Raw genomic sequence first — 21815 nt, forward strand, 5'->3', positions numbered from 1 at the left:
CCCCCCCCCCCCCCCCCCCCCCCCCCCCCCCCCCCCCCCCCCCCCCCCCCCCCCCCCCCCCCCCCACCCCCCCCCCCCCCCCCCCCCCCCCCCCCCCCCCCCCCCCCCCCCCCCCCCCCCCCCCCCCCCCCCCCCCCCCCCCCCCCCCCCCCCACAGGACTGTCTTTCCAGGCAAGTCTGGCTTTAGACATCATGTTTTAGGAGTACAGGAAATCGAATGTCATTCATCCAAGCCAACCTGATCCATCTGCTGGCCGCCGCCTGGTTCATCGTCTGCTGGGCCGGCTATACCCGCTACGCCACCTGGAAGGCCCGCGACACGGCGTGCCTGGCCAGCGTCATGCACCTGTACCGCGAGGACTGGATGCGCCGCATGCTGTTGCGCGAGAACCGCATCGCCGATGCCAGCGTGATCGGCAACCTGGAGCGCAATGCCTCCTTCTTCGCGTCCAGCACGCTGATCATCCTCGCCGGCATCCTGACCGTGCTCGGGGCGTCTGATCGGGCAGTGTCGCTGTTGGCGGACCTGCCGATGGTGCAGCAGGCCTCCCAAGGCATGGCGGAGGTCAAGTTGCTGTGCCTGGCATTGGTGTTCGTGTATGCGTTCTTCACGTTCAGCTGGTGCATGCGCCAATACAACTTCGCGGCGGTCCTGGTGGGGTCGGCGCCGATGATCGGCGAGCGCCATGTGTCGGAGCAGGAGCGCAAGGCCTTCGCCCTTCGCGCGGCGCGGGTAATTTCGATGGCGGCCAACCAGTTCAACTTCGGCCTGCGCGCTTATTATTTCGGCATGACCCTGTTGGCCTGGTTCGTCAGTCCCTGGTTATTCATGTTGATGAGTGCCGGCGTGGTGTTTGTGCTTTATCAGCGCGAGTTTCATTCCGATGTACTGGACGTCATGGTCTATACCCCGACACAAGCACCGGCCCCTGAAGTTCTCCAGGATGGGACGTGACGGCATCGGTCGCCGAATGGCAGGCAAAGAAAAACCCGCACCAGGCGGGTTTTCCTTTGTCGCTAAAACCGGATCAGTTGGTTTTAGGCGCTGTAGCGGGGGCTTGTTCTTGCTCGGCGGCTTTGTTCGCTTCGGCCTGATCTTTGGCAGCTTCGGCGTTTTCTTTCGCGGCGTCGTTCACTTTATCCTGTGCTTTGTTCATGTCTTGCTGAGCTTGCTCAGCGTGTTGGTTGGCATCTTGAGCTTTGTCCTCGGATTTCTTATCGCAGGCAGCGAGACCGAGGGAGGCGGCCAACATCAAGGCAATAGCTAAAGTCTTACGCATGGGGTGTTTCTCCTTATGGAAATAACTACTGGCCTTTTGAGCGCAGCCCCGGAGATTAAGTTCCTGCGTTGTCACAGATATATAACCTTGATCTGCAATGGAACTTTACCGAACGCGGCTGATAACCGGTCGCGTCACTTACCCGAGCACCGAGCACATGGCCGAAGACCCCGTTTTTGAGCGCGCGACACGTTTTCTATCGGCCCTCAGGCATTGCCAGGTACTGGGCTTGAAACTGCACAGCGCCGGTGCCGAAGGGTTGACGGTGATCCTGCCGTTCAGCCCCCGGATCGTCGGAAACCCGCTGACCGGCATCATTCATGGTGGCGCGTTGACGTCATTGATGGACACCGCGTGCGGCATGTCGACCCTGTGCGTGCTTCCCCAGTTCGAGGTGTGCCCGACCCTGGACCTGCGCATCGACTACATGCATGCCGCCGAGCCCCACAAGGATGTCTACGGTTTCGCCCAATGCTACCGGGTGACGCCAGACGTGATCTTCACCCGCGGCTTCGCCTACCAGGACGACCCCGGGCAACCCATCGCCCATGTGGTGGGCACGTTCATGCGCCTGGGCCAGCACGCCCGGGGCATCAACCTGCGCAGCCCGACCACCGCGGGGGGCACGCCATGAGCGAGATCAGCCGCGAACAACTGCGCCAGGCCTGCGAGCAGGGCGACTATGCGCTGCTACTGGCGGCGATCCCCTATGCCCAGCTCATCGGGGTGGAATGCTCGCGCCAGGGCGATGAACTACTGTTCCGCCTACCGGCGAACAAGGACAACATTGGTAACCCTTTACTGCCGGCGATCCATGGCGGGGTCATCGCCGGTTTCATGGAGCTGGCGGCGGCCGTTCATCTGCTGATCGCCACCGGTGTGCCGAGCGTGCCGAAGATCATCGATTTTTCCCTGGATTACCTGCGCACCGGGCAGTTTCGCGACACCTATGCCAAATGCCAGGTCTGGCGCCAGGGGCGCCGCGTCGCCAACGTCGCCATCACGGCCTGGCAGGGCATCGAAGCCGAACCGATCGCCACGGCCCGGGCGCATTTCAAGATCCAGGAGCCCACGAAAGCCGATCGCCCTTGAAATCATCCAGCACGCCCCCACCTTGTGGACATCCCGCCGCCAATCTCAGCGAGGCGGACACCACCATCCACTTGGAGTTTGATGACCATGAGCGTGGAAACTCAAAAGGAAACCCTGGGCTTCCAGACCGAGGTGAAGCAACTGCTGCACCTGATGATTCACTCGCTGTATTCGAATAAGGAAATTTTCCTTCGCGAGCTGATTTCGAACGCCTCTGACGCCGTCGACAAATTACGTTTCGAAGCCCTGTCCAAGCCTGAACTGCTGGAAGGTGGCGCCGAACTGAAAATCCGTGTGAGCTTCGACAAGGACGCCAAGACCGTCACCCTCGAAGACAACGGCATCGGCATGAGCCGTGAAGAAGTGATCACGCACCTGGGCACCATCGCCAAGTCCGGCACCGCCGACTTCATGAAGAACCTGTCCGGTGACCAGAAGAAGGATTCCCACCTGATCGGCCAGTTCGGCGTCGGGTTCTACTCGGCGTTCATCGTGGCCGATCAGGTCGAAGTGTTCAGCCGCCGCGCCGGCCTCGCCGTGAGCGAAGGCGTGCACTGGTCCTCCAAGGGCGAGGGCGAGTTCGAAGTCGCTACCATCGACAAGGCTGATCGCGGTACCCGCATCGTGCTGCACCTCAAGTCTGGCGAGGACGAATTCGCCGATGGCTGGCGTCTGCGCAACATCATCAAGAAATACTCCGACCATATCGCGCTGCCGATCGAGCTGCCGAAGGAAGTCACCGCTGCCGAAGGCGAAGAAAAGCCTGAAGTGGAATGGGAAACCGTCAACCGCGCCAGTGCCCTGTGGACCCGTCCGCGCACCGAGGTCAAGGACGAGGAATACCAGGAGTTCTACAAGCACATCGCCCATGACTACGAGAACCCGCTGAGCTGGAGCCATAACAAGGTCGAAGGCAAGCTGGAGTACAACTCGCTGCTGTACGTGCCGGCCCGTGCGCCGTTCGACCTGTACCAGCGCGAGGCACCGCGTGGCTTGAAGCTGTACGTGCAACGCGTGTTCGTGATGGACCAGGCCGAGTCGTTCCTGCCGTTGTACCTGCGCTTCATCAAGGGGGTGGTGGACTCCAACGACCTGTCCCTGAACGTGTCGCGGGAAATCCTGCAGAAAGACCCGATCATCGACTCGATGAAGTCGGCGTTGACCAAGCGTGTCCTGGACATGCTGGAGAAGCTGGCGAAGAACGAGCCCGAGCAGTACAAGAGCTTCTGGAAGAATTTCGGCCAGGTGATGAAGGAAGGCCCCGCCGAGGACTTCGCCAACAAAGAGAAAATCGCCAGCCTGCTGCGCTTTGCGTCGACCCAGGGTGACGATGGCGAGCAGATCGTTGGCCTGGCTGATTACCTGGCCCGCGCCAAGGAAGGCCAGGACAAGATCTACTACCTGACCGGTGAGACGTATGCACAGGTCAAGAACAGCCCGCACCTGGAAGTCTTCCGCAAGAAAGGCATCGAAGTGCTGCTGCTGACCGACCGCATCGACGAGTGGCTGATGAGCTACCTCAGCGAATTCGACGGCAAGAGCTTCGTCGACGTGGCCCGTGGTGACCTGGACCTCGGCAACCTGGATTCGGAAGAAGACAAGAAAGCCGCCGAAGAAGTCGCCAAGAGCAAGGAAGGCCTGGTGGAGCGGATCAAGACCGCCCTGGGCGATGCGGTCAGCGAAGTGCGTGTCTCGCACCGCCTGACCGACTCCCCGGCGATCCTGGCCATCGGCGAACAGGACCTGGGCCTGCAAATGCGCCAGATCCTCGAAGCCAGCGGCCAGAAAGTCCCGGACTCCAAGCCGATCTTCGAATTCAACCCGGCCCACCCGCTGGTTGAGAAGCTCGACAACGAGCAGAGCGAGGAGCGTTTCGGCGACCTGTCCCACATCCTGTTCGACCAGGCGGCCCTGGCGGCCGGCGACAGCTTGAAAGATCCGGCGGCGTATGTGCGTCGCCTGAACAAGCTGTTGGTTGAACTGTCAGCTTAATCTGACGCAGGAAAGTCCCTTGTGGGAGCGAGCTTGCTCGCGATGACGGTAAACCAGTCAACGCATCTGTTGAAGGGTGGACCGATATCGCGAGCAAGCTCGCTCCCACAAGGGCTTCTTGAAAGGTTTATCAAGAGGAATCCGTCATGAGTCAGGTCACGGTGCGTTCGCTGGTCTATCAGATCGATGGTCAAAGTTATGAGGGCCGCCTGGCCTTCGACGTCAACCAGCAGGGCCCGCGCCCGGGTTTGCTGATGGCGCCGAACTGGATGGGTGTCGGGGCGGGTGCCGAGGAGATCGCCAAGTCAGTGGCAGCCAATGGCTACGTGGTGTTGATCGCCGACCTGTACGGGCAAACGGTGCGCCCTGGCAATGCCGACGAGGCCGGGGCGGCGATGATGCCCCTGAAGAATGATCGAGCCCTGCTGCGCAAGCGCATGCAGGCGGCATTCGAGCAGTTGCAAAGCCAGGGCGAAGCGCAGGTCGATACGTCTCGGTTGGCGGTGTTCGGCTTCTGCTTCGGTGGCTGTTGCGCCCTGGAGCTGGCCCGCAGCGGAGCGCCGCTCAAGGCCGCGATCTCGTTCCACGGCACCCTGGATACGCCGAACCCGGCGGATGCGCAGAACATCCAGGGCGCGGTGCTGGTGATGCACGGTGCCTCCGACCCGCTGGTGCCGAAAGAGCAACTGCCGGCGTTCGAGGATGAAATGAACGCCGCCGGGGTCGATTGGCAACTGTTGAGCTACGGCGGCGCGGTGCATTCGTTCACCGACCCCCACGCCAATGTGCCGGGCAAGATGATGTACAACCCCACGGTCGCCGGGCGGGCGTTCCGGTCGATGCATAACTTGCTGGATGAAGTGTTCAAGGGTTGAGGTTGGTGCGGGATCTCAGTGGTCTGATACAGCGCCATCGCGAGCAAGCTCGCTCCCACAGTGGATCTTGGTCGTTCACAATGTTGCGAGCACCTCGGTCCTGTGTGGGAGCGAGCTTGCTCGCGATGACTGCCTGACAGACAACCCTGAATCTAGGGCAACTCGATCCGCTCGCTCTCCCCAGGCACCGTCGGCCAGTCCCCGGCCGCCCAGCGCTGGCGGGCTTCGTCGATCCGGGCCGGGTCGCTGGAGACGAAATTCCAATTCATCCGTCGCGGCCCGTCCAGTGGCGCGCCGCCGAACAGCACGGCATGGCAGTCGCTGTCGGCAAACAAGGCCATTTCCTGCCCGGCCGGCAGGATCACCAGCGAATGGGGTTCCAATGGCTCTGCGTCCAGCAGCGCCTCACCGCTCAGCACATACAGCGCCCGTTCCTCGTGTTCAGTGGGGATCAGCAGGGTCGTCGCCGTTTGCAGGTTCAATTCGGCGTACAGCGTGGGCGACAGCACCGGTACCGGTGATTCCAGGCAGAAGCCGGTCCCGGCGATCATGCGGATGCGCACGCCGAGGTTATCGCTGACCGGCAGGCTGTGGGCCGGATGATGGCTGTAGTGCCCCGGGCCCTGTTCGTGGGCCTTGGGCGAGGCCAGCCAGACTTGCAGGCCGTGCAGGCTGAAGCCACTGGCCAGCAACGGCGCAGGCGTGCGCTCGACATGGGCGATGGCGCTGCCGGCGGTCATCCAGCTGACGTCCCCGGCGTTCACCACCTGGTCGGAACCGAGGCTGTCCTTGTGCTGCAACTGGCCCTCGAACAGGTAGGTGAGGGTGGACAGGCCGATATGGGGATGCTGGCGGATGTTCATGCCTTGGCCGGCCGGGTAGGTGGTCTGCAACATGTGATCGAAAAACACGAAAGGCCCGACGCTGCGGCATTTGGCGGACGGCAGCGGGCGCAGGATCGGCTGGCCTTCGACATCTTCGGCACGGGGGCGGAGGGTCAGGAGCGTGGTCATGTTGTCTTCCAGGTTGAGCAACGGTTGCGCGCAGCATAACCCGCCGTCGCTGGCCTCGGCACGTGTGCTTGAACGCAGGCGGGACGGTCAGGGTCTATGCTGCTGTTGTCGACCCCTGGAGTGTGCCCGTGTCCCCGACCCGCCTGATCCTCGCTTGCCTGCTCGCCGTTTCCAGCGGCAGCGCAATGGCACGCGAATACGCCTACAGCGATGCACACCTGCATTACGTGGATTTCTTCCAGGAAACCGCCGGGATGCCCAAGCTGCTCCAGGCGATGGCGGACAATCGCATCGAGCATGTGATGATTTCCGGCATCCCGGTCGCCAAGAAATGGCACGAGGACGAGCCCAAGCGTCCACGCTATTACGCCGGCGACGATGCGGACGCCTACTGGTACAGCGCCACCGACGTGATCGTGGCCGCGGCGGTGAGCAAGTTGACCGCCGAGCAACGCCAGCACTTTCATCCGTTCCTGTCGGGCTTCAACCCCAACGACAAGAACTCCGACGCCCATATCCAGCGCATGCTCGACCTGTACCCGGGCCTTTGGCAGGGCATCGGCGAAGTGTTCACCCGCCATGACGACCTCACCGCATTGACCGCGGGCGATACGCCGCGGGCCAACAACGAGGCGATGACGCGGATCTATCATCTGGCGGCCGAGAACGACCTGCCGGTGATGTTGCATTCCAACATCACCTCCAAGCGCGAGAGAAATCCGCTGTACCTGGCCGAAATCGAGGAGCCGTTGCGCAATCACCCGCACACACGGTTCATCTGGGCCCACGCCGGCACCAGCAAGGAAATCCATCGGCACCAGACCCGGCTGGACTTTCTCCTGCCGACCCTGACCCGGCTGCTGGAGTCCTACCCGAATCTGTACGTTGACCTGTCCTGGAGCCTGCTCACGCCGTACCTGCTGGACGAGGCGGGCAAGCCCCGGGATGAGTGGGTAAAGCTGGTGGAGCGCTTTCCTGAGCGTTTCATGGTGGGTTCTGATGTGGTCGGGCGATTCAACAAGCTGGGCAAGGCACTGCACCGCTTCGACCCGTTCCTGGATGCCTTGCCGGAGGACGTGGCCAGGAAGGTGGCGCGGGATAACTTCCTTTCGGTATTGCCAGGGGCTGCCCCGCGTTAAGAACTGTGGCGAGGGGATTTATCCCCGCTGGGTCGCGAAGCGGCCCCAAACCCGGCACTTCGGTGTGCCAGAGCGATCATGCCAGTAGGTTTTGGGGCCTGCTGCGCAGTCCAACGGGGATAAATCCCCTCGCCACAAGAGCATCAGGGTGCATTGGCTTTGTCATCAGCCTGTCACGCCCGCGTCATACCCTCGCGCTCATCTCAATCAAGGAGCGCACTATGCACCTCACCCGTTCAAGCGCACTGGTCGCGCTGTTGTTGACCTGCGGCCTGGCGCAGGCCGAAGTCCGTGTCGAAGGCCCGGTGGAATATGGCGTGTTCGAAGGGCCCAAGGCCGAGTTGCAATCGGGCGAGCGGGTCCTGCGGCGCAGCAACGAGCAGATTCGCCAGACCGAGAGCGTACCGGCGAAGCTGGGCACCAAGTTCGGCATGCGCTACCAGTTGGCGGGCAAGGTCGCGGATGACCAGCCGTTGACCCTGCTGTACTTCACTCCGGGCATCCGTACCCCCGACGGCGTGCGCCACGATAAATTCGAAGTCGTGCAGAAACTGGTGCCCGGCGCGCCGCAGGATGTCATGGCCTATGAATTCACCGAAAGCCATGAAGTGGTGCCGGGGGAGTGGCGGTTCATGGTGTTCCAGGGGGATCGGTTGCTGGCGCAGCAGCGGTTCGTGGTGCGCTGAGTCAGGCCCTTGTGGGAGCGAGCTTGCTCGCGATAGCAAGCTGATATTCCATATCATTGTTGCCTGACCGATCGCTATCGCGAGCAAGCTCGTTCCCACAAGGGCAATTCCGCAGGGACTTTGTGGTGTATGGAACAGGCAAAAAAACGCCCCGAACCAGTCGGGGCGTTTTTGTGTGCGGCACAGCGGCGGGGCTTACTGGCCCTGCCAGCGCTTCAGGACCAGGGTGGCGTTGGTGCCGCCGAAGCCGAAGCTGTTGCTCATCACCGTATTGATGGTGGCGTCTTCGCGGGTCTTGGTCAGGATCGGCAGGTCGGCCACTTCCGGATCCAGCTCGTCGATGTTGGCCGAGCCAGCCATGAAGTTGCCTTCCATCATCAGCATGCAGTAGATCGCTTCGTGGACGCCGGCGGCGCCCAGGGAGTGACCCGACAGGCTCTTGGTGGAGCTGATGGCCGGGGCCTTGTCGCCGAACACTTCGCGCACACCTTTCATTTCCGCGACGTCGCCGACCGGGGTCGAGGTGCCGTGGGTGTTCAGGTAGTCGATCGGCGCATCGACCGTGGACATGGCCATCTGCATGCAACGCACGGCACCTTCACCGCTTGGCGCGACCATGTCGTAGCCATCGGAAGTCGCGCCGTAGCCGACGATTTCCGCGTAGATCTTCGCTCCACGGGCCAGGGCGTGTTCCAGCTCCTCGACCACGACCATGCCGCCGCCGCCGGCGATGACGAAGCCGTCACGGTCGGCGTCGTAGGCGCGGGAGGCTTTCTCCGGCGTGTCGTTGCGCTTGCTGGACAGGGCGCCCATGGCGTCGAACAGGAACGACTGGCTCCAATGTTCCTCTTCACCGCCGCCGGCGAAGACGATGTCCTGCTTGCCCATCTGGATCTGTTCCATGGCGGTGCCGATGCAATGGGCACTGGTGGCGCAGGCAGAAGCGATGGAGTAGTTCAGGCCCTTGATCTTGAATGGCGTGGCCAGGCAGGCGGAAACGGTGCTGCTCATGGTCCGGGTGACGCGGTACGGGCCAACGCGCTTGACGCCTTTCTCGCGCAGGATGTCCAGCGCTTCCATCTGGTTCAGCGTGGAGGCGCCGCCGGAGCCGGCGATCAGGCCGGTACGCGGGTTGGAAACCTGCTCTTCGGTCAGGCCGGAGTCAGCGATGGCATCCTTCATGGCCAGGTAGGCGTAGGCCGCCGCATGGCCGACGAAACGGTAGATCTTGCGATCGATCAGTTCTTCGAGATTGAGGTCAATGGAGCCGGAAACCTGGCTACGCAGACCCATTTCGGCGTATTCCGGGTTGAACCGGATGCCAGGGCGACTTGCACGCAGGTTAGCGGTGACGGTCTCTTTGTCATTGCCCAGGCACGAAACGATGCCCAGACCAGTGATAACGACGCGGCGCATGCGGATAACCCTTAGAAGTTGTCAGTGGAGGTGAAAACGCCAACCCGGAGGCCTTCGGCGGTGTAGATCTCGCGCCCGTCCACGGCGACCGAACCATCGGCGATGGCCATGTTCAGCTTGCCCTTGAGGACGCGTTTGATATGAATGTTATAGGTGATCTTCTTCGCGGTCGGCAGGACCTGACCAAAGAACTTCACTTCGCCCGAACCCAGGGCGCGGCCGCGGCCCGGCAGGCCTTGCCAGCCGAGGAAGAAACCGACCAGTTGCCACATGGCATCGAGGCCCAGGCAGCCCGGCATCACCGGATCGCCTTCGAAATGGCAGGCGAAGAACCACAGGTCCGGAGTGATATCCAGCTCGGCGACCAATTCACCTTTGCCGTACTTGCCACCCTCTTCGCTGATATGGGTGATGCGATCCACCATCAGCATGTTCGGGGCGGGCAGTTGCGCGTTACCTGGGCCGAACAGCTCACCGCGACTGCAGCGCAGCAGGTCTTCCCGGGTAAAGGCGTTTTGTTTGGTCATGCGAGCTCCTCAATAGTCCCCTGCGGCAGGGTGGGGCAAATCTTCCCGGTCGATAGAAGCGGTCATGCCTCGAATCGACAGCCTACTCATAGACTATTGCGTTGTAGTGAAAGTCACAGCACACGGGAAATGAATGTACACCTGTGCACTGAAATTTTAAATCAAGCCCCAATCGAGGCGTGTTCGGGTGCCTAAGACTGCCGCACTTTCGCCTTTCACGCCAGTCGCAGATGGTTCCAGTGGCTATTTCGCGCGGGCCTCTAGCCCACCCATCGCTGCAGAATTTGCTGCAGGTCAATCCTTTTGAACGGTTTGGCCAGGTAATCGTTCATCCCCGCGTCGAGACACGCTTCGCGATCGCCCTGCAAGGCGTTGGCCGTCAGGGCGATGATCGGCACCGCGTCGCACCCTGGCAGCCGGCGGATCCGGCGGGTGGCCTCGTAGCCATCGATGACCGGCAGCCGGCAGTCCATGAGGATCGCCTCGAAGGCCTGGCGCTCGGCGCTGCGCACGGCCTGGGCGCCGTCGGTGGCGACGCTGACGGTGAAGCCCAGGCTGCGCAGCATCGCCTGGGTCACGGTCTGGTTCACCGGGTTGTCCTCCACCAGCAGGATGGTACGGCCCGCGCCGTCACCTTCGGCGTCCGGCTGGCGCGCCGCCAGCACCGGCGGTGTCTGCCGCGACAGCGCCAGCGGGATTTCCAGGGTGAACACCGAGCCCTGGCCTTCCTCGCTCTGGGCGCGCAGCGTCCCGCCCATGCGTTCGGCCAGGGTGCGGGCGATCGGCAGGCCCAGGCCGGTGCCGCCGTAGCGCCGGGAAATCGAGCTGTCGGCCTGCTGGAAGGCGTCGAACATGCGCTCGAGGGTCTCGCCGGCGATCCCGATGCCGCTGTCGCGGACCGTGCAGGTGAACCACAGCAACTCGTGGTCGAGGGCTTGCCACTGGCATTGCACGGTGACCTGGCCCTGCTCGGTGAACTTCAACGCGTTGCCGATCAGGTTCACCAGGATCTGCCGTATCCGCGTCGGATCCCCCTGGACCTGCAAGGCCTGCATGTCCTCGGGGATCAGCAGGTCCAGGCCCAACTGGCGTTGCGCGGCGCTGTGCTGGAACGACTGCGCGCAACTGCCCACCAGTTCCGCCAGGTTGAACGGAATGTGTTCCAGCTCCAGGGCCGAGCGCTCGATGCGCGAGAAGTCGAGGATGTCGTTGATCACCTTGAGCAGGTGTTCGGTGGATTCCGACGCCAGCGCCGTGTACTCGTGCTGCTCGTCGCTCAAGCGGGTGGTTTCCAGCAGTTGCAGCATGCCCAGCACGCCGTTCATGGGCGTGCGCAGTTCATGGCTCATCATCGCCAGGAACTCGGACTTGGCGCTGTTGGCCTTTTCCGCTTCTTCGCGGGTCTGGATCAGTTGCGCAATGGTCTGGTGCTGTTCCCGGCTGGCCTGCTCCAGCCCGTCGGCGAGGTTGTTGATGTGCCGCGACAAGGCGCCCAGTTCGGCGTCGTCGACGATGGGCAGCGGCGTGCTGTAGTCGCCTTGCTGGATGGCCTTGACCGCGTTGCCGATGTCACGGATGGGCTGCGACAGGTTGGCTGCCAGCCGGCGTGCCACGAGAAAGGTGAACAGCAGGGCGAACAGCGCCAGGATCGCGGCCTTGAACAGGATTTCCTGTTGCCGCTGGCTGAAGGCGTCGCTGGACATGCCGACGATCACCCGGCCCAGGTAATCCTCCACCGGCGTCTCGACGGCGGTGGCGTTGCCTTGCAGGAAATCGTTGTTCAGGGCGATGCGCTGCAGGCGGACCGGGGACTGGAAGACCTCGATCTGCTGGGAGTGACTGCGGGCCTGCTCGGGTTGCTCGACATACACCAGCACCTTGCCGGTGCTGTCCTGCACTTCGAGGAAGCGCACGTGGGGCGTCGCCAGGGTCGCCGTGAGCAAGCTTTCCAGGACATCGTTGTTGCCGGAAATGACCCCGTACTCCGTGGCGGGAGCCAATTGGTTGGCGATCAGTTGCCCGGTGTGATTGAGTTCCTGGCGCAGGTCCTGGATCCGCACGAAGGTAAAGAAGCTGATCAACAGCACGGTCAGCAGCAACGCCGGGCCGAGGGCGATGAGCTGGGTGCGGGTGTTGATGTCCCAACGGCGACGCAAGGTCATGGGCGGTGTTCTCCTTCGGCCAACGTTGCAGCGACGGACTCGGCATCAATCGGTTCGATCCCCAGCGAGCGGGTGACCTGGCGGTTGCCCAGGACTTTGAAACGGGCCGGGTACAACGTGCGCGGCCAGGTCGCGGCAGGGCGATCGAGCAGTTCGTCGAGGATCGCCAGCCAGTCGTCCTGGTCGCTGTAGGTGCTCGCCAGGCTGCCGGCCTTGACGAAGGCGGCGCTGGGGCCGATCAACGGCCGCTGCCGGGCATAGCTGCTGAGCAGCAGGTTCTTCACGGTCTTGGGGTTGTACAGGTCGGGGTCGTCGAGACCCAGCAACACATCGCTCTGGCCCAGCAGGTTTTGCAGGGGCCGGCTGTCACGGGTGTCGTCCCAGCGCTCGGCGACGACTTCCAGGCCCAGCGGCGCGGCGGCCTGGCGGATGTCGTTGAGCAAAAACTCACTGTGCCCGTCGTACAGCACACCGACCCGGCGCAGCTGCGGCAGGATCGTGCGGATCAGGCGCAGCTGCCGTGCCACGGGCGGGTCGCTCCACAGCAGGCTCAGGTGATTGGGCGTCGCCTCGCCCAGGCGGTCCCGGGCTTGCAGGCGACTGATGCGCAGCACCAGGGTGGCCGGCCCGCGAGTATCTTGCAGGCGCCAGTCCAGGCTGGGCAGGTCGAGCAGGACCAGGCGGGTGCTGCCGGGCAGCTTGTCGGGCGTCGGCAGGCTGGCCAGCGGCGTGAACCGCACGCTGTCTTCCGGGCGCAGGGCTTTGAGCGCCTGGGTGAAGGATTGCACGCCGGGGCTGTCCTCGGCACCGGTCAGCAGGATCTCGGCGCCCCGGGCCTGGGTCGTCAACCCGAGCATGAGCAACAACCCTAGCGCCAGCCTCCGGCAGCCACGCAGTGGCGTCGAGCGGGGTGGGTGGCGGAACATCTAGAAACTCAACTCTGCGCTGAAATACAGCACATGGCGGGAGTCGTAGCGGTTGTCGACGAAGGTGGTGGGCTGGTCGTCCAGGCGCTGTTGCAGGGTCCCGGCCAATTCCAGGCTGGCCTTGCCCAGGGGAATGCGCCGGGCGACCCGCGTGTCGACCCGTTCGAAACGATAGCCGTCCAGGGCGTTGGCGGCGTAATAGAACACCGCGCTGTTCCAGCCCTGGCCCCAGTCCCGCAGCCAGCCGGCCGAACCGCTGTTGCGGGCGGTCAGTTGCTCATCGAGGGGGTTGCTCGCCTGGGCGTCGACGTAGGCGTAGGTCAGGCGCAGGCGGTCGGCGCTGGTCGCGCGCCAGTCGAACTGGGTTTCGGCCCCGGAGAACTGCGCCTGGTTGCTGTTGCTGGCGATGTACTGGTTGTTGCGCAGCGGTTCGCTGATCATGCCGGTGATGTCGTCGTGGAACAGTTTCACGTCGACGGTCAGGCCCAGGTCCATGAAGTAGCCGTTGTAGCCCAGTTCCCGGGAGCGCATGTGTTCCTGTTCCAGGTTGCCCGGGCCGCGGGTCACGACGAAGTAGCGGGCGCTGCGCTGGCCGAAGGCGGAAGGCTGCAGGTTGGTGACCTGGTAGCTCCAGTTGACGTTGTTCTCGAACATGTCCGGCGAGCGCACGGCTTCGGAGTACACCGCACGCAGGCCGTGGCGCGGGGTGATCAGGTAGTTGACGGCCACCCGGGGCGTCAGCGAGCTGCCGGTCAGGCGCGTGTCCTCGAACATGGCGCCGCCCTGCAACAGCCAGTGCTCGCTGGCCCGCCATTCGAGCTGGCCGAACAGGCGCCAGGTGGTGTCGTCCAGCGTGCCGTTGAAGTAGGTCTCGGAATCGGCCCGGTCGTAGCGGTAATTCGCCCCGCTCACCAGGCGCAGGCTGTCGGACAGGCTCAAGGTGTCCTGGACTTCCAGGTCGTAGCGCGATTCCCGGGTGCTCTGGTCGATGTCCCCGCACAGGGTTTGCGAGGCACCGTTGCGCCACTGGTCGATCACCTGGTTGGCCAGTGCCTGTTCCTGGGGCGTGCCGCCGGGCGGCGCGCCGGTGCCGGTGAACGACGGCATGTTGCGCGCCAGCTTCTCGGCGTAGTTGGGGTTGAGTTGCCAAAGGTCGGTCAGTTGCGGGCTGAAGGACACTTCGGCGTCGCAGGCGCGCCAGGTCTGCTGGCGATCCCAGTGTTGGATAGAGCCCTGCACATAAAGGCTGTGGTCGGGGTCCAGGTCCAGGTTCCAGCGCAGCGAACCGGCGTAGTCCTTGGCAATGACGTCGGAGTTATCCCCGGCGGCGGTAATCCCGGCAAACACCGGGCGGTAGGTGTAGGGCCGCTGGTTGGTGCCGTCCTTGGCGTTCAATTGCCAGTCCAGGCTCTGGCGTTCGTCCAGCGTCTGGCTGACCGACAGGTTGAAGCGCTCCAGGCGCCGGCTGTCGCGGTAGTCGGCGCCATTGCGGTCACTGTCGAAACCGTCGTCTTCCTGGCCGGACAAGGACAGGCGCAGGTCGCCGCCCTCCCAACCGCTGCCCTGGCTGGCGTACCAGTCGCTGATGCCGCGCTGGCCCCGGGTGAACTTCAGGCGGGTGCCGTGGCTGTCGGCCGGGGCGCGGGTGATGATGTTGACCACGGCCATCAGCGCGTTGGCGCCGTAGCTGACCGTGTTGGGGCCGCGAAAGACTTCGATCCGCTCGATGTCTTCCATGGCCACCGGGATATCGCTCCAGTCCACGGTGGCCAGGCCGGCGCGGTACACCGAGCGGCCGTCGATCAACACCTGCATGCGCCGGGCTTCGCTGGCGTTGGTGCCGTGGTAGTTCACGGCGGCCTGGTTGCCGCTGATGTTGCCGACCATCATGCCCGGCACCAGCCGCAGCAGCTCGCTGATGTCGCGGGCGCCGCTGGCCTTGATCAACTCGCTGTCGAGCACGGTCATGCTGCCGGGCACCGCCGCCGGCGATTGTTTCAGCCGCGTGGCCGTCAGCACCTGGGGCAGGGCCTGGCTGTCCACGAACAGGTCGTCGCCCAGCACTGGCGGGCTGAGGAGCAGCGCCAATAGCAGGGACGAACCGGAGCGGGAAGGGCCAGCGGGCACGGTGCAGCCTTTGATAACAGGGGAATGGCGCGCATGTTAACCGAGCCGAACGACTTTTCCATTCGCGTTGACAGCATTTTCCTAGGAATCGGTGGTCAGCTTCCTACAACCGTCGGTAATTGTTGCCGGGGCTGGTCGCGCTGCGGCCGCTCCGTATAATGCCCCGCATTGCCACTTGGTATGGATGAACGGATTGCATATGACTGATCAGCGCCCGATTGCGGTCCTGGGAGGCGGGAGTTTCGGTACCGCCGTGGCCAACCTGCTGGCCGAGAATGGCCATCCGGTGCGCCAATGGATGCGTGACCCGGAGCAGGCCGAGGCCATCCGGGTCAACCGCGAGAACCCGCGTTACCTCAAGGGCATCAAGATCCGCCCGGAAGTGGAGCCGGTCACTGACCTGCAGGCGACCCTCGATGACAGCGAACTGTTTTTCGTCGCCTTGCCCTCCAGCGCCTTGCGCACGGTCCTGGCGCCCCATGCCGAACGCCTGAGCGGCAAGTTGCTGGTGAGCCTGACCAAGGGCATCGAGGCGCAGACGTTCAAGCTGATGAGCGAGATTCTCCAGGACATCGCCCCCAAGGCCCGGATCGGTGTGATTTCCGGGCCGAACCTGGCGCGCGAGATCGCCGAGCACGCCTTGACCGCAACGGTGGTGGCCAGCGAAGACGAGGAACTGTGCCAGCGGGTCCAGGCGGCGCTCCATGGGCGCACCTTCCGCGTCTATGCCAGTGCCGACCGCTTCGGCGTGGAGCTGGGTGGGGCGCTGAAGAACGTCTATGCAATCATCGCCGGCATGGCGGTGGCGTTGGGCATGGGCGAGAACACCAAGAGCATGCTGATCACCCGGGCGCTGGCGGAAATGACCCGCTTTGCCGTCAGCCAGGGGGCCAACCCGATGACGTTCCTCGGCCTGGCCGGGGTGGGCGATCTCATCGTCACCTGTTCGTCGCCCAAGAGCCGCAACTATCAGGTCGGCTTCGCCCTCGGCCAGGGCCTGAGCCTCGATGAGGCCGTGTCGCGCCTGGGCGAGGTGGCCGAAGGGGTCAACACCCTCAAGGTGCTCAAGGCCAAGTCCCAGGAGGCCGGGGTGTACATGCCGCTGGTGGCCGGGCTGCATGCCATCCTGTTCGAGGGGCGTACGCTGGAGCAGGTGATCGAGTTGCTGATGCGTGGCGAACCGAAGACCGACGTCGATTTCATTTCCACCAGCGGTTTCAACTGAGTCTTTTGACCGCAAGCCGGAGCGAGCCATGAACGATCCGAAAGGACAACCCCAATACGAATCCATCCTGCTGCGCGTGCTGTGGATGGTGATCTACCTGCTGGTCTGGCAAGTGGCGCAGTTCATCCTCGGCGCCGTGGTGCTGGTGCAGTTGATCTATCGGCTGATCTACGGCGCGCCCAGCGCCAGCCTGATGAATTTCGGCGACAGCCTGAGCCAGTTCCTGGCGCAGATCGGCCGTTTCGGCACCTTCCACAGCGACCAGAAGCCCTGGCCGTTCGCCGATTGGCCGTCCCCCCGCACGCCGGAAGGTGAAGCCCCTCACGTGGTGGCACCGGCCGCGCATCCGGTCCGGGACGAAGAGCCCAAGCTATGAAGCTCTGGGTATTGCGTCACGGCGAGGCCGAACCCTACGGCAGCCGCCCCGACCCCGAGCGGGCCCTGACCGAGCACGGTCGCGAAGAGGTGCTGCGCAGTGCCGCGCACCTGATCGGCCAGCCGTTGGCGGCCATCTATGCCAGCCCCTACCGGCGCGCCCAGCAGACCGCGCAACTGGTGCGCGAAGCGCTGGGGTTCGAGGCGCAGTTGATCACGGTCGACTGGCTGACGCCGGAGACCCGTCCGCAAAAAGTCCTGGAGCACCTGGGGGACGAGGCCCCGGTATTACTGGTCAGCCACAACCCATTGGTGGGCAGCCTACTGGGCCTGTTGCAACACGGCCACCTGCAACAACCCGAACAGGTGCAGACCGCCGGCCTGGCCGAGCTGGAAGGCGACCTGCCGCTGGCCGGGGCGATGACCCTCAAGGGCCTTCGGCACCCCTAGGCGCTGTCTGAAAGATGTCTGCACTCGCGCAAACACCTTTCAGACAGAGCCTGGGCGAAGGCCGGGGGTTCGAGCCAATAACAACGATAAAGGAATGAACACGATGAGTTTGTGGCGCACCACCCCTGACATCGAACAACTGAATGCCGCCGGCAAGAACACCATCAGCGAAGTGCTCGATATTCGCTTCGAGTCGTTCGACGACGAATCCCTGACCGCCAGCATGGTGGTCGACCATCGCACCCACCAGCCCTTCGGCCTGCTGCATGGCGGCGCCTCGGTGGTGCTGGCCGAGACGGTCGGGTCCATGGCGGCGTACCTGTGCGTGGACACCAGCAAGTTCTATTGCGTCGGGCTGGAGATCAACGCCAACCACCTGCGCGGCGTGCGCAGCGGCCGGGTCACGGCCACGGCCCGGATGGTCCACCTGGGCCGCACCACCCAGGTCTGGGACATCCGCCTGACCAACGATGATGGCAAGGTCAACTGCGTATCGCGCCTGACCATGGCAGTGGTGCCGCTGGGTGAGCAGCCGCCGGCGCGGTGAGGCTGACCTGGCGCCGGTCCCTGGTGGCGAGGGGATTTATCCCCGTCGGGGTGCGAAGCGCCCCCAAACCGGTCGACTCGATCCACCTGGCATACCGAGTTGCCGGGTTTCAGGGCTGCTTCGCACCCCAGCGGGGATAAATCCCCTCGCCACATTGTTCAGTGCACCCCACAGCCCAGGCCCGACTGTCATCATTCCTGGCAGTTACGGTCATTGCCGCGCCTGCCGGTTCTGCGCAGAATCGGGACCAGTTCTCCCAATGGATCGGCTGTCATGTCGCAACAGGTATTTTTCGCCCACGCCAATGGGTTTCCCTCGGCCACCTACGGCAAGCTGTTCGCCGCGCTGGCGCCGCAATACGAGGTCGCGCACCTGGAGTTGCACGGCCATGACCCGCGCTTTCCGGTGGACGACAACTGGCAGAACCTGGTGGACGAACTGATCCATCACCTGGAGCGGCAACCCGCGCCGGTGTGGGGCGTCGGGCATTCGCTGGGCGGCGTGCTGCACCTGCACGCGGCCATGCGCCGCCCGCAGCTGTACCGGGGCGTGGTCATGCTCGATTCGCCGGTGCTGACCCGCGCCGATCGCTGGATGATCCTGGCCGCCAAGCGCCTGGGCTTCATCGATCGCCTGACTCCGGCCGGCCGGACGCTGGGGCGGCGCGAGGAGTTCGCCGACCTGGCCTCGGCCCGGCAGTATTTCGCCGGCAAGACACTGTTCCGCGGCTTCGACCCGGACTGCTTCGACGCCTACCTGCAACATGGCCTGCAACCTGTCGGCGACCGCTTGCGGCTGCGCTTCGACCCGGCCACGGAAATCAGCATCTATCGCGGTGTGCCGCACACCAGCCCGGGACGGGCCGGCAAGCTCCAGGTGCCGCTGGCGGTGGTGCGGGGCCGGCAGAGTCGCGTGGTGATGCGTCATCACACCCGTTCGGTGCGGCGCATGCCCCATGGCGAAGCCCTGAGCATGCCCGGCGGCCACATGTTTCCCCTGGAGCGACCGCAGGACACGGCCAACCTGCTCAAGGACCTGTTCCAGCGCTGGGAAGGGCATCACCCATGAGCACGGTTGAAGAGGTCCGCCTGAGCCTGCCCCACATCGAACTGGCGGCCCACCTGTTCGGCCCGGAAAACGGGCGGCCGGTGATCGCCCTGCATGGCTGGCTGGACAACGCCAACAGTTTCGCCCGGCTGGCTCCGCGCCTGGAAGGCTTGCGGGTCATTGCCCTGGACATGGCCGGTCACGGTCACTCCGGGCATCGGCCGCCGGGTGCCGGCTACGCCCTCTGGGACTATGCTCACGACGTGCTGCAAGTCGCCGAGCAGCTCGGCTTGAAGCGTTTCGCCCTGTTGGGGCATTCCATGGGCGCGATTGTCTCGCTGGTGCTGGCCGGCGCCTTGCCGGAGCGGGTGACCCACCTGGGGTTGATCGACGGCGTCATTCCACCCACCGGCAAGGGCGATGGCGCGGCCGAACGCATGGGCATGGCCCTGCAGGCGCAATTGGATTTGCAGCACAAACGCAAGCCGGTCTACAAGACCCTCGACCGGGCCATCGAGGCCCGCATGAAGGGCCTGGTAGCCGTCAGCCGCGAGGCGGCCGAACTGCTGGCCCAGCGCGGCCTGATGCCGGTACCCGGCGGTTATACCTGGCGCACCGACAATCGCCTGACCTTGCCCTCGCCGCTGCGCCTGACCGACGAGCAGGCCATGGCGTTCGTGGCGCGGGTCGCCTGTCCGGCGCACCTGGTGGTGGCGGCCGACGGCATGCTGGCCCAGCACCCGGAACTGCTGGAGCGTCTACCCTTCAGTCATGAGCAATTGCCGGGCGGCCATCACCTGCACCTGAACGACGAGGGGGGCGCGGCGCTTGTAGCAGGTTGTTTCAATCGGTTCTTCAGCGTTTCTTGACTTGCGCCGGGCAACTGTCGAGGCTGGGCGGGTTGAAAGGGAGACCACCATGACAGACCGCTGCTTACCCACCTCGCGGTGTTCCGCCGACGCCCGCCGCGTCCGGGCGCTCCAGGCCAAGTCGATCCGATGAAATCATCCGCCTGTCCACTCATCCTGCTGGTGCTGGCCTGTTTCAGCCCGGCATCGTTCGCCGCCGACGTGCCGGGCAGTCGCGACCTGGAGGGGCTGCCACGCATGCCCGATGCGCAGATCGTCGATTACCGGCAAACCAATGACCTGGAACGCGTCTACCCCATGGGGTCGATCCGCAGGATCAGCGGCCAGCTGCGTTTCGACGGCCAGGTCGATGCCCGGGGCGACGTGACCTCGGTCACCTACGAACTGCCGCCGGAACATGCCTCGACCCAGGCCTTCACGGCGGCCCGGGAGGCGTTGCAGAAGCAGGGCGCCGAACTGTTGTTCTGGTGCCAGGCCCGCGATTGCGGCGAAAGCAGCCTGTGGGCCAACGAGGTATTCGGCAACGCCAAGCTCTACGGTGCCGACAACGGCCAGGCCTACCTGCTGTTGCGCCTGGCGCCGCCTTCGGACAACACCTTGATTGCGCTGTACGGCATCACGCGGGGCAATCGCAAGGCCTACCTGCATGTCGAACAGTTCGCGGCGAACGCTGCGCTGGGGGACCTGTTGCCGACCTCGGCCACCCTCTTGCGCCAGCTCAAGGACACCGGCGTGCTGGACCTGCCGCGCCTGGCCGGGGAGCCGGACGATACCTGGCTGCGGCTGTTGTCCCGGGCATTGAACCTGGATACGGGGCTGCGGGTCAGTATTGCCGGCTCCCGGGCCGAAGACTGGCGGCAGGCGCTGGCGGACCAGGGTGTCCGGGCCGCGCGCATGGAAACCGCCAGTGGCGATGCGCCGGGCCTGCACTTGGAATTGCTGCGTTAAGCTGTTGGGGATGACGGGTGATACGCCGTTGTCCCGCCCTGGACATTTTTTCGAGACCCTACATGCTCAATAACGATCGGCTGTTGGTGCAGATCTTGCTCCTGGTGTTGTTCGGCGCAAGCCTCTGGGTGATGGCGCCGTTCTGGTCGGCGCTGTTCTGGGGCGCGGTGCTGGCGTTCGCCAGTTGGCCGTTGATGCGCCTGCTGACCCGCTGGGTCAATGGTCGCGAATCCCTGGCAGCCGCGCTGCTGACGGTGGGCTGGATGCTGCTGGTGGCAGTGCCGCTGGTGTGGCTGGGGTTCAACCTGGCCGATCATGTACGCGATGCCACGGCATTTATCCGGGACGTGCAGGTCGATGGCCTGCCCGATGCCCCGGCCTGGCTGGGTGGCTTGCCGCTGGTGGGCGGGCGGCTGGTGGCGATCTGGAACAGCATCGACCAGCAGGGCGCGGCGATGATGGTCACCCTCAAGCCGTACCTGGGGCAGGTTGGCAACTGGCTGCTTGCCCGCAGCCGGCAGATTGGCGGCGGCATGCTCGAACTGACCCTGAGCATCGTGTTCGTGTTCTTCTTCTATCGCGACGGCCCGCGCCTCGCCGCGTTCGTCCACGGTTTGCTGGAGCGCCTGATCGGCGACCGCGCCGGCTACTACATCGAGCTGGTGGCCGGGACGGTGCAACGGGTGGTCAACGGCGTGATCGGCACTGCGGCGGCCCAGGCCTTGCTGGCCCTGATCGGCTTCCTGATCGCCGGCGTACCGGGCGCGCTGGTGCTGGGGATCGTCACCTTCCTGCTGAGCCTGATCCCCATGGGCCCGCCCCTGGTCTGGATTCCCGCCACGGCCTGGCTGGCATGGAAAGGCGAGTACGGGATGGCGGTGTTCCTCGGCATCTGGGGCACGTTCATCATCAGCGGCGTGGACAACGTGCTCAAGCCCTACCTGATCAGCCGCGGCGGGAACCTGCCGCTGGTCATCGTGCTGCTGGGGGTGTTCGGCGGGTTGATTGCCTTCGGTTTCATTGGCCTGTTCATCGGCCCGACCTTGTTGGCAGTGGCGTACAGCCTGTTGACGGACTGGAGCAAAAGCCAGGGCTAGCTTGAAAGGGTGGGTGCCTGTG

General features: G+C 64.3%; 22 protein-coding genes. 15 read left to right on the top strand and 7 right to left on the bottom strand.

Annotated elements, in window-relative coordinates; genetic code table 11:
* Nucleotides 1-217 precede the first annotated feature (217 nt).
* Nucleotides 218-955 carry a DUF599 domain-containing protein gene (locus tag Q6A48_RS13685; protein WP_304554641.1) on the top strand — a complete coding sequence of 246 codons (738 nt, stop codon included), beginning with the start codon at nt 218-220 and terminating at the stop codon, nt 953-955.
* Nucleotides 956-1028: 73 nt separating this feature from the next.
* Here the strand turns inward: Q6A48_RS13685 and Q6A48_RS13690 are convergent, their stop codons facing one another.
* On the bottom strand, nt 1029-1280 hold the full coding sequence (locus Q6A48_RS13690; RefSeq protein WP_304554642.1) for a hypothetical protein: 252 nt from the start codon (nt 1278-1280) through the stop codon (nt 1029-1031).
* A gap of 157 nt (nt 1281-1437) precedes the next feature.
* On the opposite strand from Q6A48_RS13690, the gene Q6A48_RS13695 reads away from it, so the two are divergent.
* The 4 genes from Q6A48_RS13695 to Q6A48_RS13710 all read left to right on the top strand — a co-directional run bounded on the left by Q6A48_RS13695 (nt 1438) and on the right by Q6A48_RS13710 (nt 5239).
* Entirely contained in the window at nt 1438-1914 is a 477-nt protein-coding gene (locus Q6A48_RS13695; RefSeq protein WP_304554737.1) for a PaaI family thioesterase, read from the top strand.
* Nucleotides 1911-2372 (top strand): PaaI family thioesterase, encoded by a 462-nt coding sequence (locus Q6A48_RS13700; RefSeq protein WP_304554643.1) that lies wholly within the window; start codon nt 1911-1913, stop codon nt 2370-2372. Before Q6A48_RS13695 ends, Q6A48_RS13700 begins: the two co-directional genes overlap by 4 nt.
* 87 nt (nt 2373-2459) lie before the next feature.
* Nucleotides 2460-4364 (top strand): molecular chaperone HtpG, encoded by a 1905-nt coding sequence (htpG, locus tag Q6A48_RS13705; protein ID WP_304554644.1) that lies wholly within the window; start codon nt 2460-2462, stop codon nt 4362-4364.
* Nucleotides 4365-4510: 146 nt separating this feature from the next.
* Nucleotides 4511-5239 (top strand): dienelactone hydrolase family protein, encoded by a 729-nt coding sequence (locus Q6A48_RS13710; RefSeq protein ID WP_304554645.1) that lies wholly within the window; start codon nt 4511-4513, stop codon nt 5237-5239.
* Between the two features lie 152 nt (nt 5240-5391).
* On the opposite strand, the gene Q6A48_RS13715 is transcribed toward Q6A48_RS13710, so the two are convergent.
* A complete protein-coding gene (locus Q6A48_RS13715) occupies nt 5392-6252 on the bottom strand; it encodes a pirin family protein (RefSeq protein WP_304554646.1) in 861 nt (286 codons plus the stop codon).
* A 185-nt stretch (nt 6253-6437) separates the two neighbouring features.
* On the opposite strand from Q6A48_RS13715, the gene Q6A48_RS13720 reads away from it, so the two are divergent.
* Together Q6A48_RS13720 and Q6A48_RS13725 are read left to right on the top strand one after the other, a co-directional pair.
* Complete coding sequence (locus tag Q6A48_RS13720) at nt 6438-7391, top strand: amidohydrolase family protein (protein ID WP_304554738.1); 954 nt, start codon at nt 6438-6440, stop codon at nt 7389-7391.
* A gap of 221 nt (nt 7392-7612) precedes the next feature.
* A complete protein-coding gene (locus Q6A48_RS13725) occupies nt 7613-8077 on the top strand; it encodes a DUF3859 domain-containing protein (RefSeq protein ID WP_304554647.1) in 465 nt (154 codons plus the stop codon).
* 195 nt (nt 8078-8272) lie between these two features.
* Here Q6A48_RS13725 and fabB read toward each other — a convergent pair whose 3' ends face one another.
* The 5 genes from fabB to Q6A48_RS13750 all read right to left on the bottom strand — a co-directional run bounded on the left by fabB (nt 8273) and on the right by Q6A48_RS13750 (nt 15235).
* Nucleotides 8273-9493 (bottom strand): beta-ketoacyl-ACP synthase I, encoded by a 1221-nt coding sequence (fabB, locus tag Q6A48_RS13730; protein WP_304554648.1) that lies wholly within the window; start codon nt 9491-9493, stop codon nt 8273-8275.
* An 11-nt stretch (nt 9494-9504) separates the two neighbouring features.
* Complete coding sequence (gene fabA, locus Q6A48_RS13735; protein WP_003204400.1) at nt 9505-10020, bottom strand: 3-hydroxyacyl-[acyl-carrier-protein] dehydratase FabA; 516 nt, start codon at nt 10018-10020, stop codon at nt 9505-9507.
* 260 nt (nt 10021-10280) lie between these two features.
* Nucleotides 10281-12182, bottom strand: coding sequence for an ATP-binding protein (locus tag Q6A48_RS13740; protein ID WP_304554649.1), 1902 nt, complete (start codon nt 12180-12182; stop codon nt 10281-10283).
* Complete coding sequence (locus Q6A48_RS13745) at nt 12179-13108, bottom strand: ABC transporter substrate-binding protein (RefSeq protein ID WP_369811699.1); 930 nt, start codon at nt 13106-13108, stop codon at nt 12179-12181. Before Q6A48_RS13745 ends, Q6A48_RS13740 begins: the two co-directional genes overlap by 4 nt.
* Nucleotides 13109-15235, bottom strand: a complete 2127-nt coding sequence (locus tag Q6A48_RS13750; protein ID WP_304554651.1) for a TonB-dependent receptor plug domain-containing protein — start codon at nt 15233-15235, stop codon at nt 13109-13111.
* A gap of 199 nt (nt 15236-15434) precedes the next feature.
* On the opposite strand from Q6A48_RS13750, the gene Q6A48_RS13755 reads away from it, so the two are divergent.
* The 8 genes from Q6A48_RS13755 (at nt 15435) to Q6A48_RS13790 (ending at nt 21793) form a co-directional block, all read left to right on the top strand.
* Nucleotides 15435-16460: an NAD(P)H-dependent glycerol-3-phosphate dehydrogenase gene (locus Q6A48_RS13755; RefSeq protein WP_304554652.1), complete on the top strand. Its 1026-nt coding sequence runs from the start codon at nt 15435-15437 to the stop codon at nt 16458-16460.
* A 28-nt stretch (nt 16461-16488) separates the two neighbouring features.
* Complete coding sequence (locus tag Q6A48_RS13760; RefSeq protein WP_304554653.1) at nt 16489-16836, top strand: DUF4389 domain-containing protein; 348 nt, start codon at nt 16489-16491, stop codon at nt 16834-16836.
* Nucleotides 16833-17285, top strand: a complete 453-nt coding sequence (gene sixA, locus Q6A48_RS13765; RefSeq protein ID WP_304554654.1) for a phosphohistidine phosphatase SixA — start codon at nt 16833-16835, stop codon at nt 17283-17285. Before Q6A48_RS13760 ends, sixA begins: the two co-directional genes overlap by 4 nt.
* A 103-nt stretch (nt 17286-17388) precedes the next feature.
* Entirely contained in the window at nt 17389-17832 is a 444-nt protein-coding gene (locus tag Q6A48_RS13770) for a hotdog fold thioesterase (protein ID WP_304554739.1), read from the top strand.
* Between the two features lie 273 nt (nt 17833-18105).
* A complete protein-coding gene (locus Q6A48_RS13775; protein ID WP_304554655.1) occupies nt 18106-18900 on the top strand; it encodes an alpha/beta fold hydrolase in 795 nt (264 codons plus the stop codon).
* Nucleotides 18897-19748, top strand: a complete 852-nt coding sequence (locus Q6A48_RS13780) for an alpha/beta hydrolase (RefSeq protein ID WP_304554656.1) — start codon at nt 18897-18899, stop codon at nt 19746-19748. Before Q6A48_RS13775 ends, Q6A48_RS13780 begins: the two co-directional genes overlap by 4 nt.
* A gap of 129 nt (nt 19749-19877) precedes the next feature.
* Complete coding sequence (locus tag Q6A48_RS13785; protein ID WP_304554657.1) at nt 19878-20696, top strand: DUF4892 domain-containing protein; 819 nt, start codon at nt 19878-19880, stop codon at nt 20694-20696.
* Between the two features lie 62 nt (nt 20697-20758).
* Complete coding sequence (locus Q6A48_RS13790; protein WP_304554658.1) at nt 20759-21793, top strand: AI-2E family transporter; 1035 nt, start codon at nt 20759-20761, stop codon at nt 21791-21793.
* Nucleotides 21794-21815: the final 22 nt, after the last annotated feature.

It is taken from the genome of Pseudomonas citrullilanati (assembly GCF_030580855.1).
In the GTDB taxonomy this organism is placed as follows: domain Bacteria; phylum Pseudomonadota; class Gammaproteobacteria; order Pseudomonadales; family Pseudomonadaceae; genus Aquipseudomonas; species Aquipseudomonas citrulli.

Bases quoted from the DNA above. Each gene is read 5' to 3' on its own strand.
- Q6A48_RS13685 (WP_304554641.1), top strand. From the start codon at position 218: ATGTCATTCATCCAAGCCAACCTGATCCATCTGCTGGCCGCCGCCTGG.
- Q6A48_RS13690 (WP_304554642.1), bottom strand. From the start codon at position 1,280: ATGCGTAAGACTTTAGCTATTGCCTTGATGTTGGCCGCCTCCCTCGGT.
- Q6A48_RS13695 (WP_304554737.1), top strand. From the start codon at position 1,438: ATGGCCGAAGACCCCGTTTTTGAGCGCGCGACACGTTTTCTATCGGCC.
- Q6A48_RS13700 (WP_304554643.1), top strand. From the start codon at position 1,911: ATGAGCGAGATCAGCCGCGAACAACTGCGCCAGGCCTGCGAGCAGGGC.
- htpG (WP_304554644.1), top strand. From the start codon at position 2,460: ATGAGCGTGGAAACTCAAAAGGAAACCCTGGGCTTCCAGACCGAGGTG.
- Q6A48_RS13710 (WP_304554645.1), top strand. From the start codon at position 4,511: ATGAGTCAGGTCACGGTGCGTTCGCTGGTCTATCAGATCGATGGTCAA.
- Q6A48_RS13715 (WP_304554646.1), bottom strand. From the start codon at position 6,252: ATGACCACGCTCCTGACCCTCCGCCCCCGTGCCGAAGATGTCGAAGGC.
- Q6A48_RS13720 (WP_304554738.1), top strand. From the start codon at position 6,438: ATGGCACGCGAATACGCCTACAGCGATGCACACCTGCATTACGTGGAT.
- Q6A48_RS13725 (WP_304554647.1), top strand. From the start codon at position 7,613: ATGCACCTCACCCGTTCAAGCGCACTGGTCGCGCTGTTGTTGACCTGC.
- fabB (WP_304554648.1), bottom strand. From the start codon at position 9,493: ATGCGCCGCGTCGTTATCACTGGTCTGGGCATCGTTTCGTGCCTGGGC.
- fabA (WP_003204400.1), bottom strand. From the start codon at position 10,020: ATGACCAAACAAAACGCCTTTACCCGGGAAGACCTGCTGCGCTGCAGT.
- Q6A48_RS13740 (WP_304554649.1), bottom strand. From the start codon at position 12,182: ATGACCTTGCGTCGCCGTTGGGACATCAACACCCGCACCCAGCTCATC.
- Q6A48_RS13745 (WP_369811699.1), bottom strand. From the start codon at position 13,108: ATGTTCCGCCACCCACCCCGCTCGACGCCACTGCGTGGCTGCCGGAGG.
- Q6A48_RS13755 (WP_304554652.1), top strand. From the start codon at position 15,435: ATGACTGATCAGCGCCCGATTGCGGTCCTGGGAGGCGGGAGTTTCGGT.
- Q6A48_RS13760 (WP_304554653.1), top strand. From the start codon at position 16,489: ATGAACGATCCGAAAGGACAACCCCAATACGAATCCATCCTGCTGCGC.
- sixA (WP_304554654.1), top strand. From the start codon at position 16,833: ATGAAGCTCTGGGTATTGCGTCACGGCGAGGCCGAACCCTACGGCAGC.
- Q6A48_RS13770 (WP_304554739.1), top strand. From the start codon at position 17,389: ATGAGTTTGTGGCGCACCACCCCTGACATCGAACAACTGAATGCCGCC.
- Q6A48_RS13775 (WP_304554655.1), top strand. From the start codon at position 18,106: ATGTCGCAACAGGTATTTTTCGCCCACGCCAATGGGTTTCCCTCGGCC.
- Q6A48_RS13780 (WP_304554656.1), top strand. From the start codon at position 18,897: ATGAGCACGGTTGAAGAGGTCCGCCTGAGCCTGCCCCACATCGAACTG.
- Q6A48_RS13785 (WP_304554657.1), top strand. From the start codon at position 19,878: ATGAAATCATCCGCCTGTCCACTCATCCTGCTGGTGCTGGCCTGTTTC.
- Q6A48_RS13790 (WP_304554658.1), top strand. From the start codon at position 20,759: ATGCTCAATAACGATCGGCTGTTGGTGCAGATCTTGCTCCTGGTGTTG.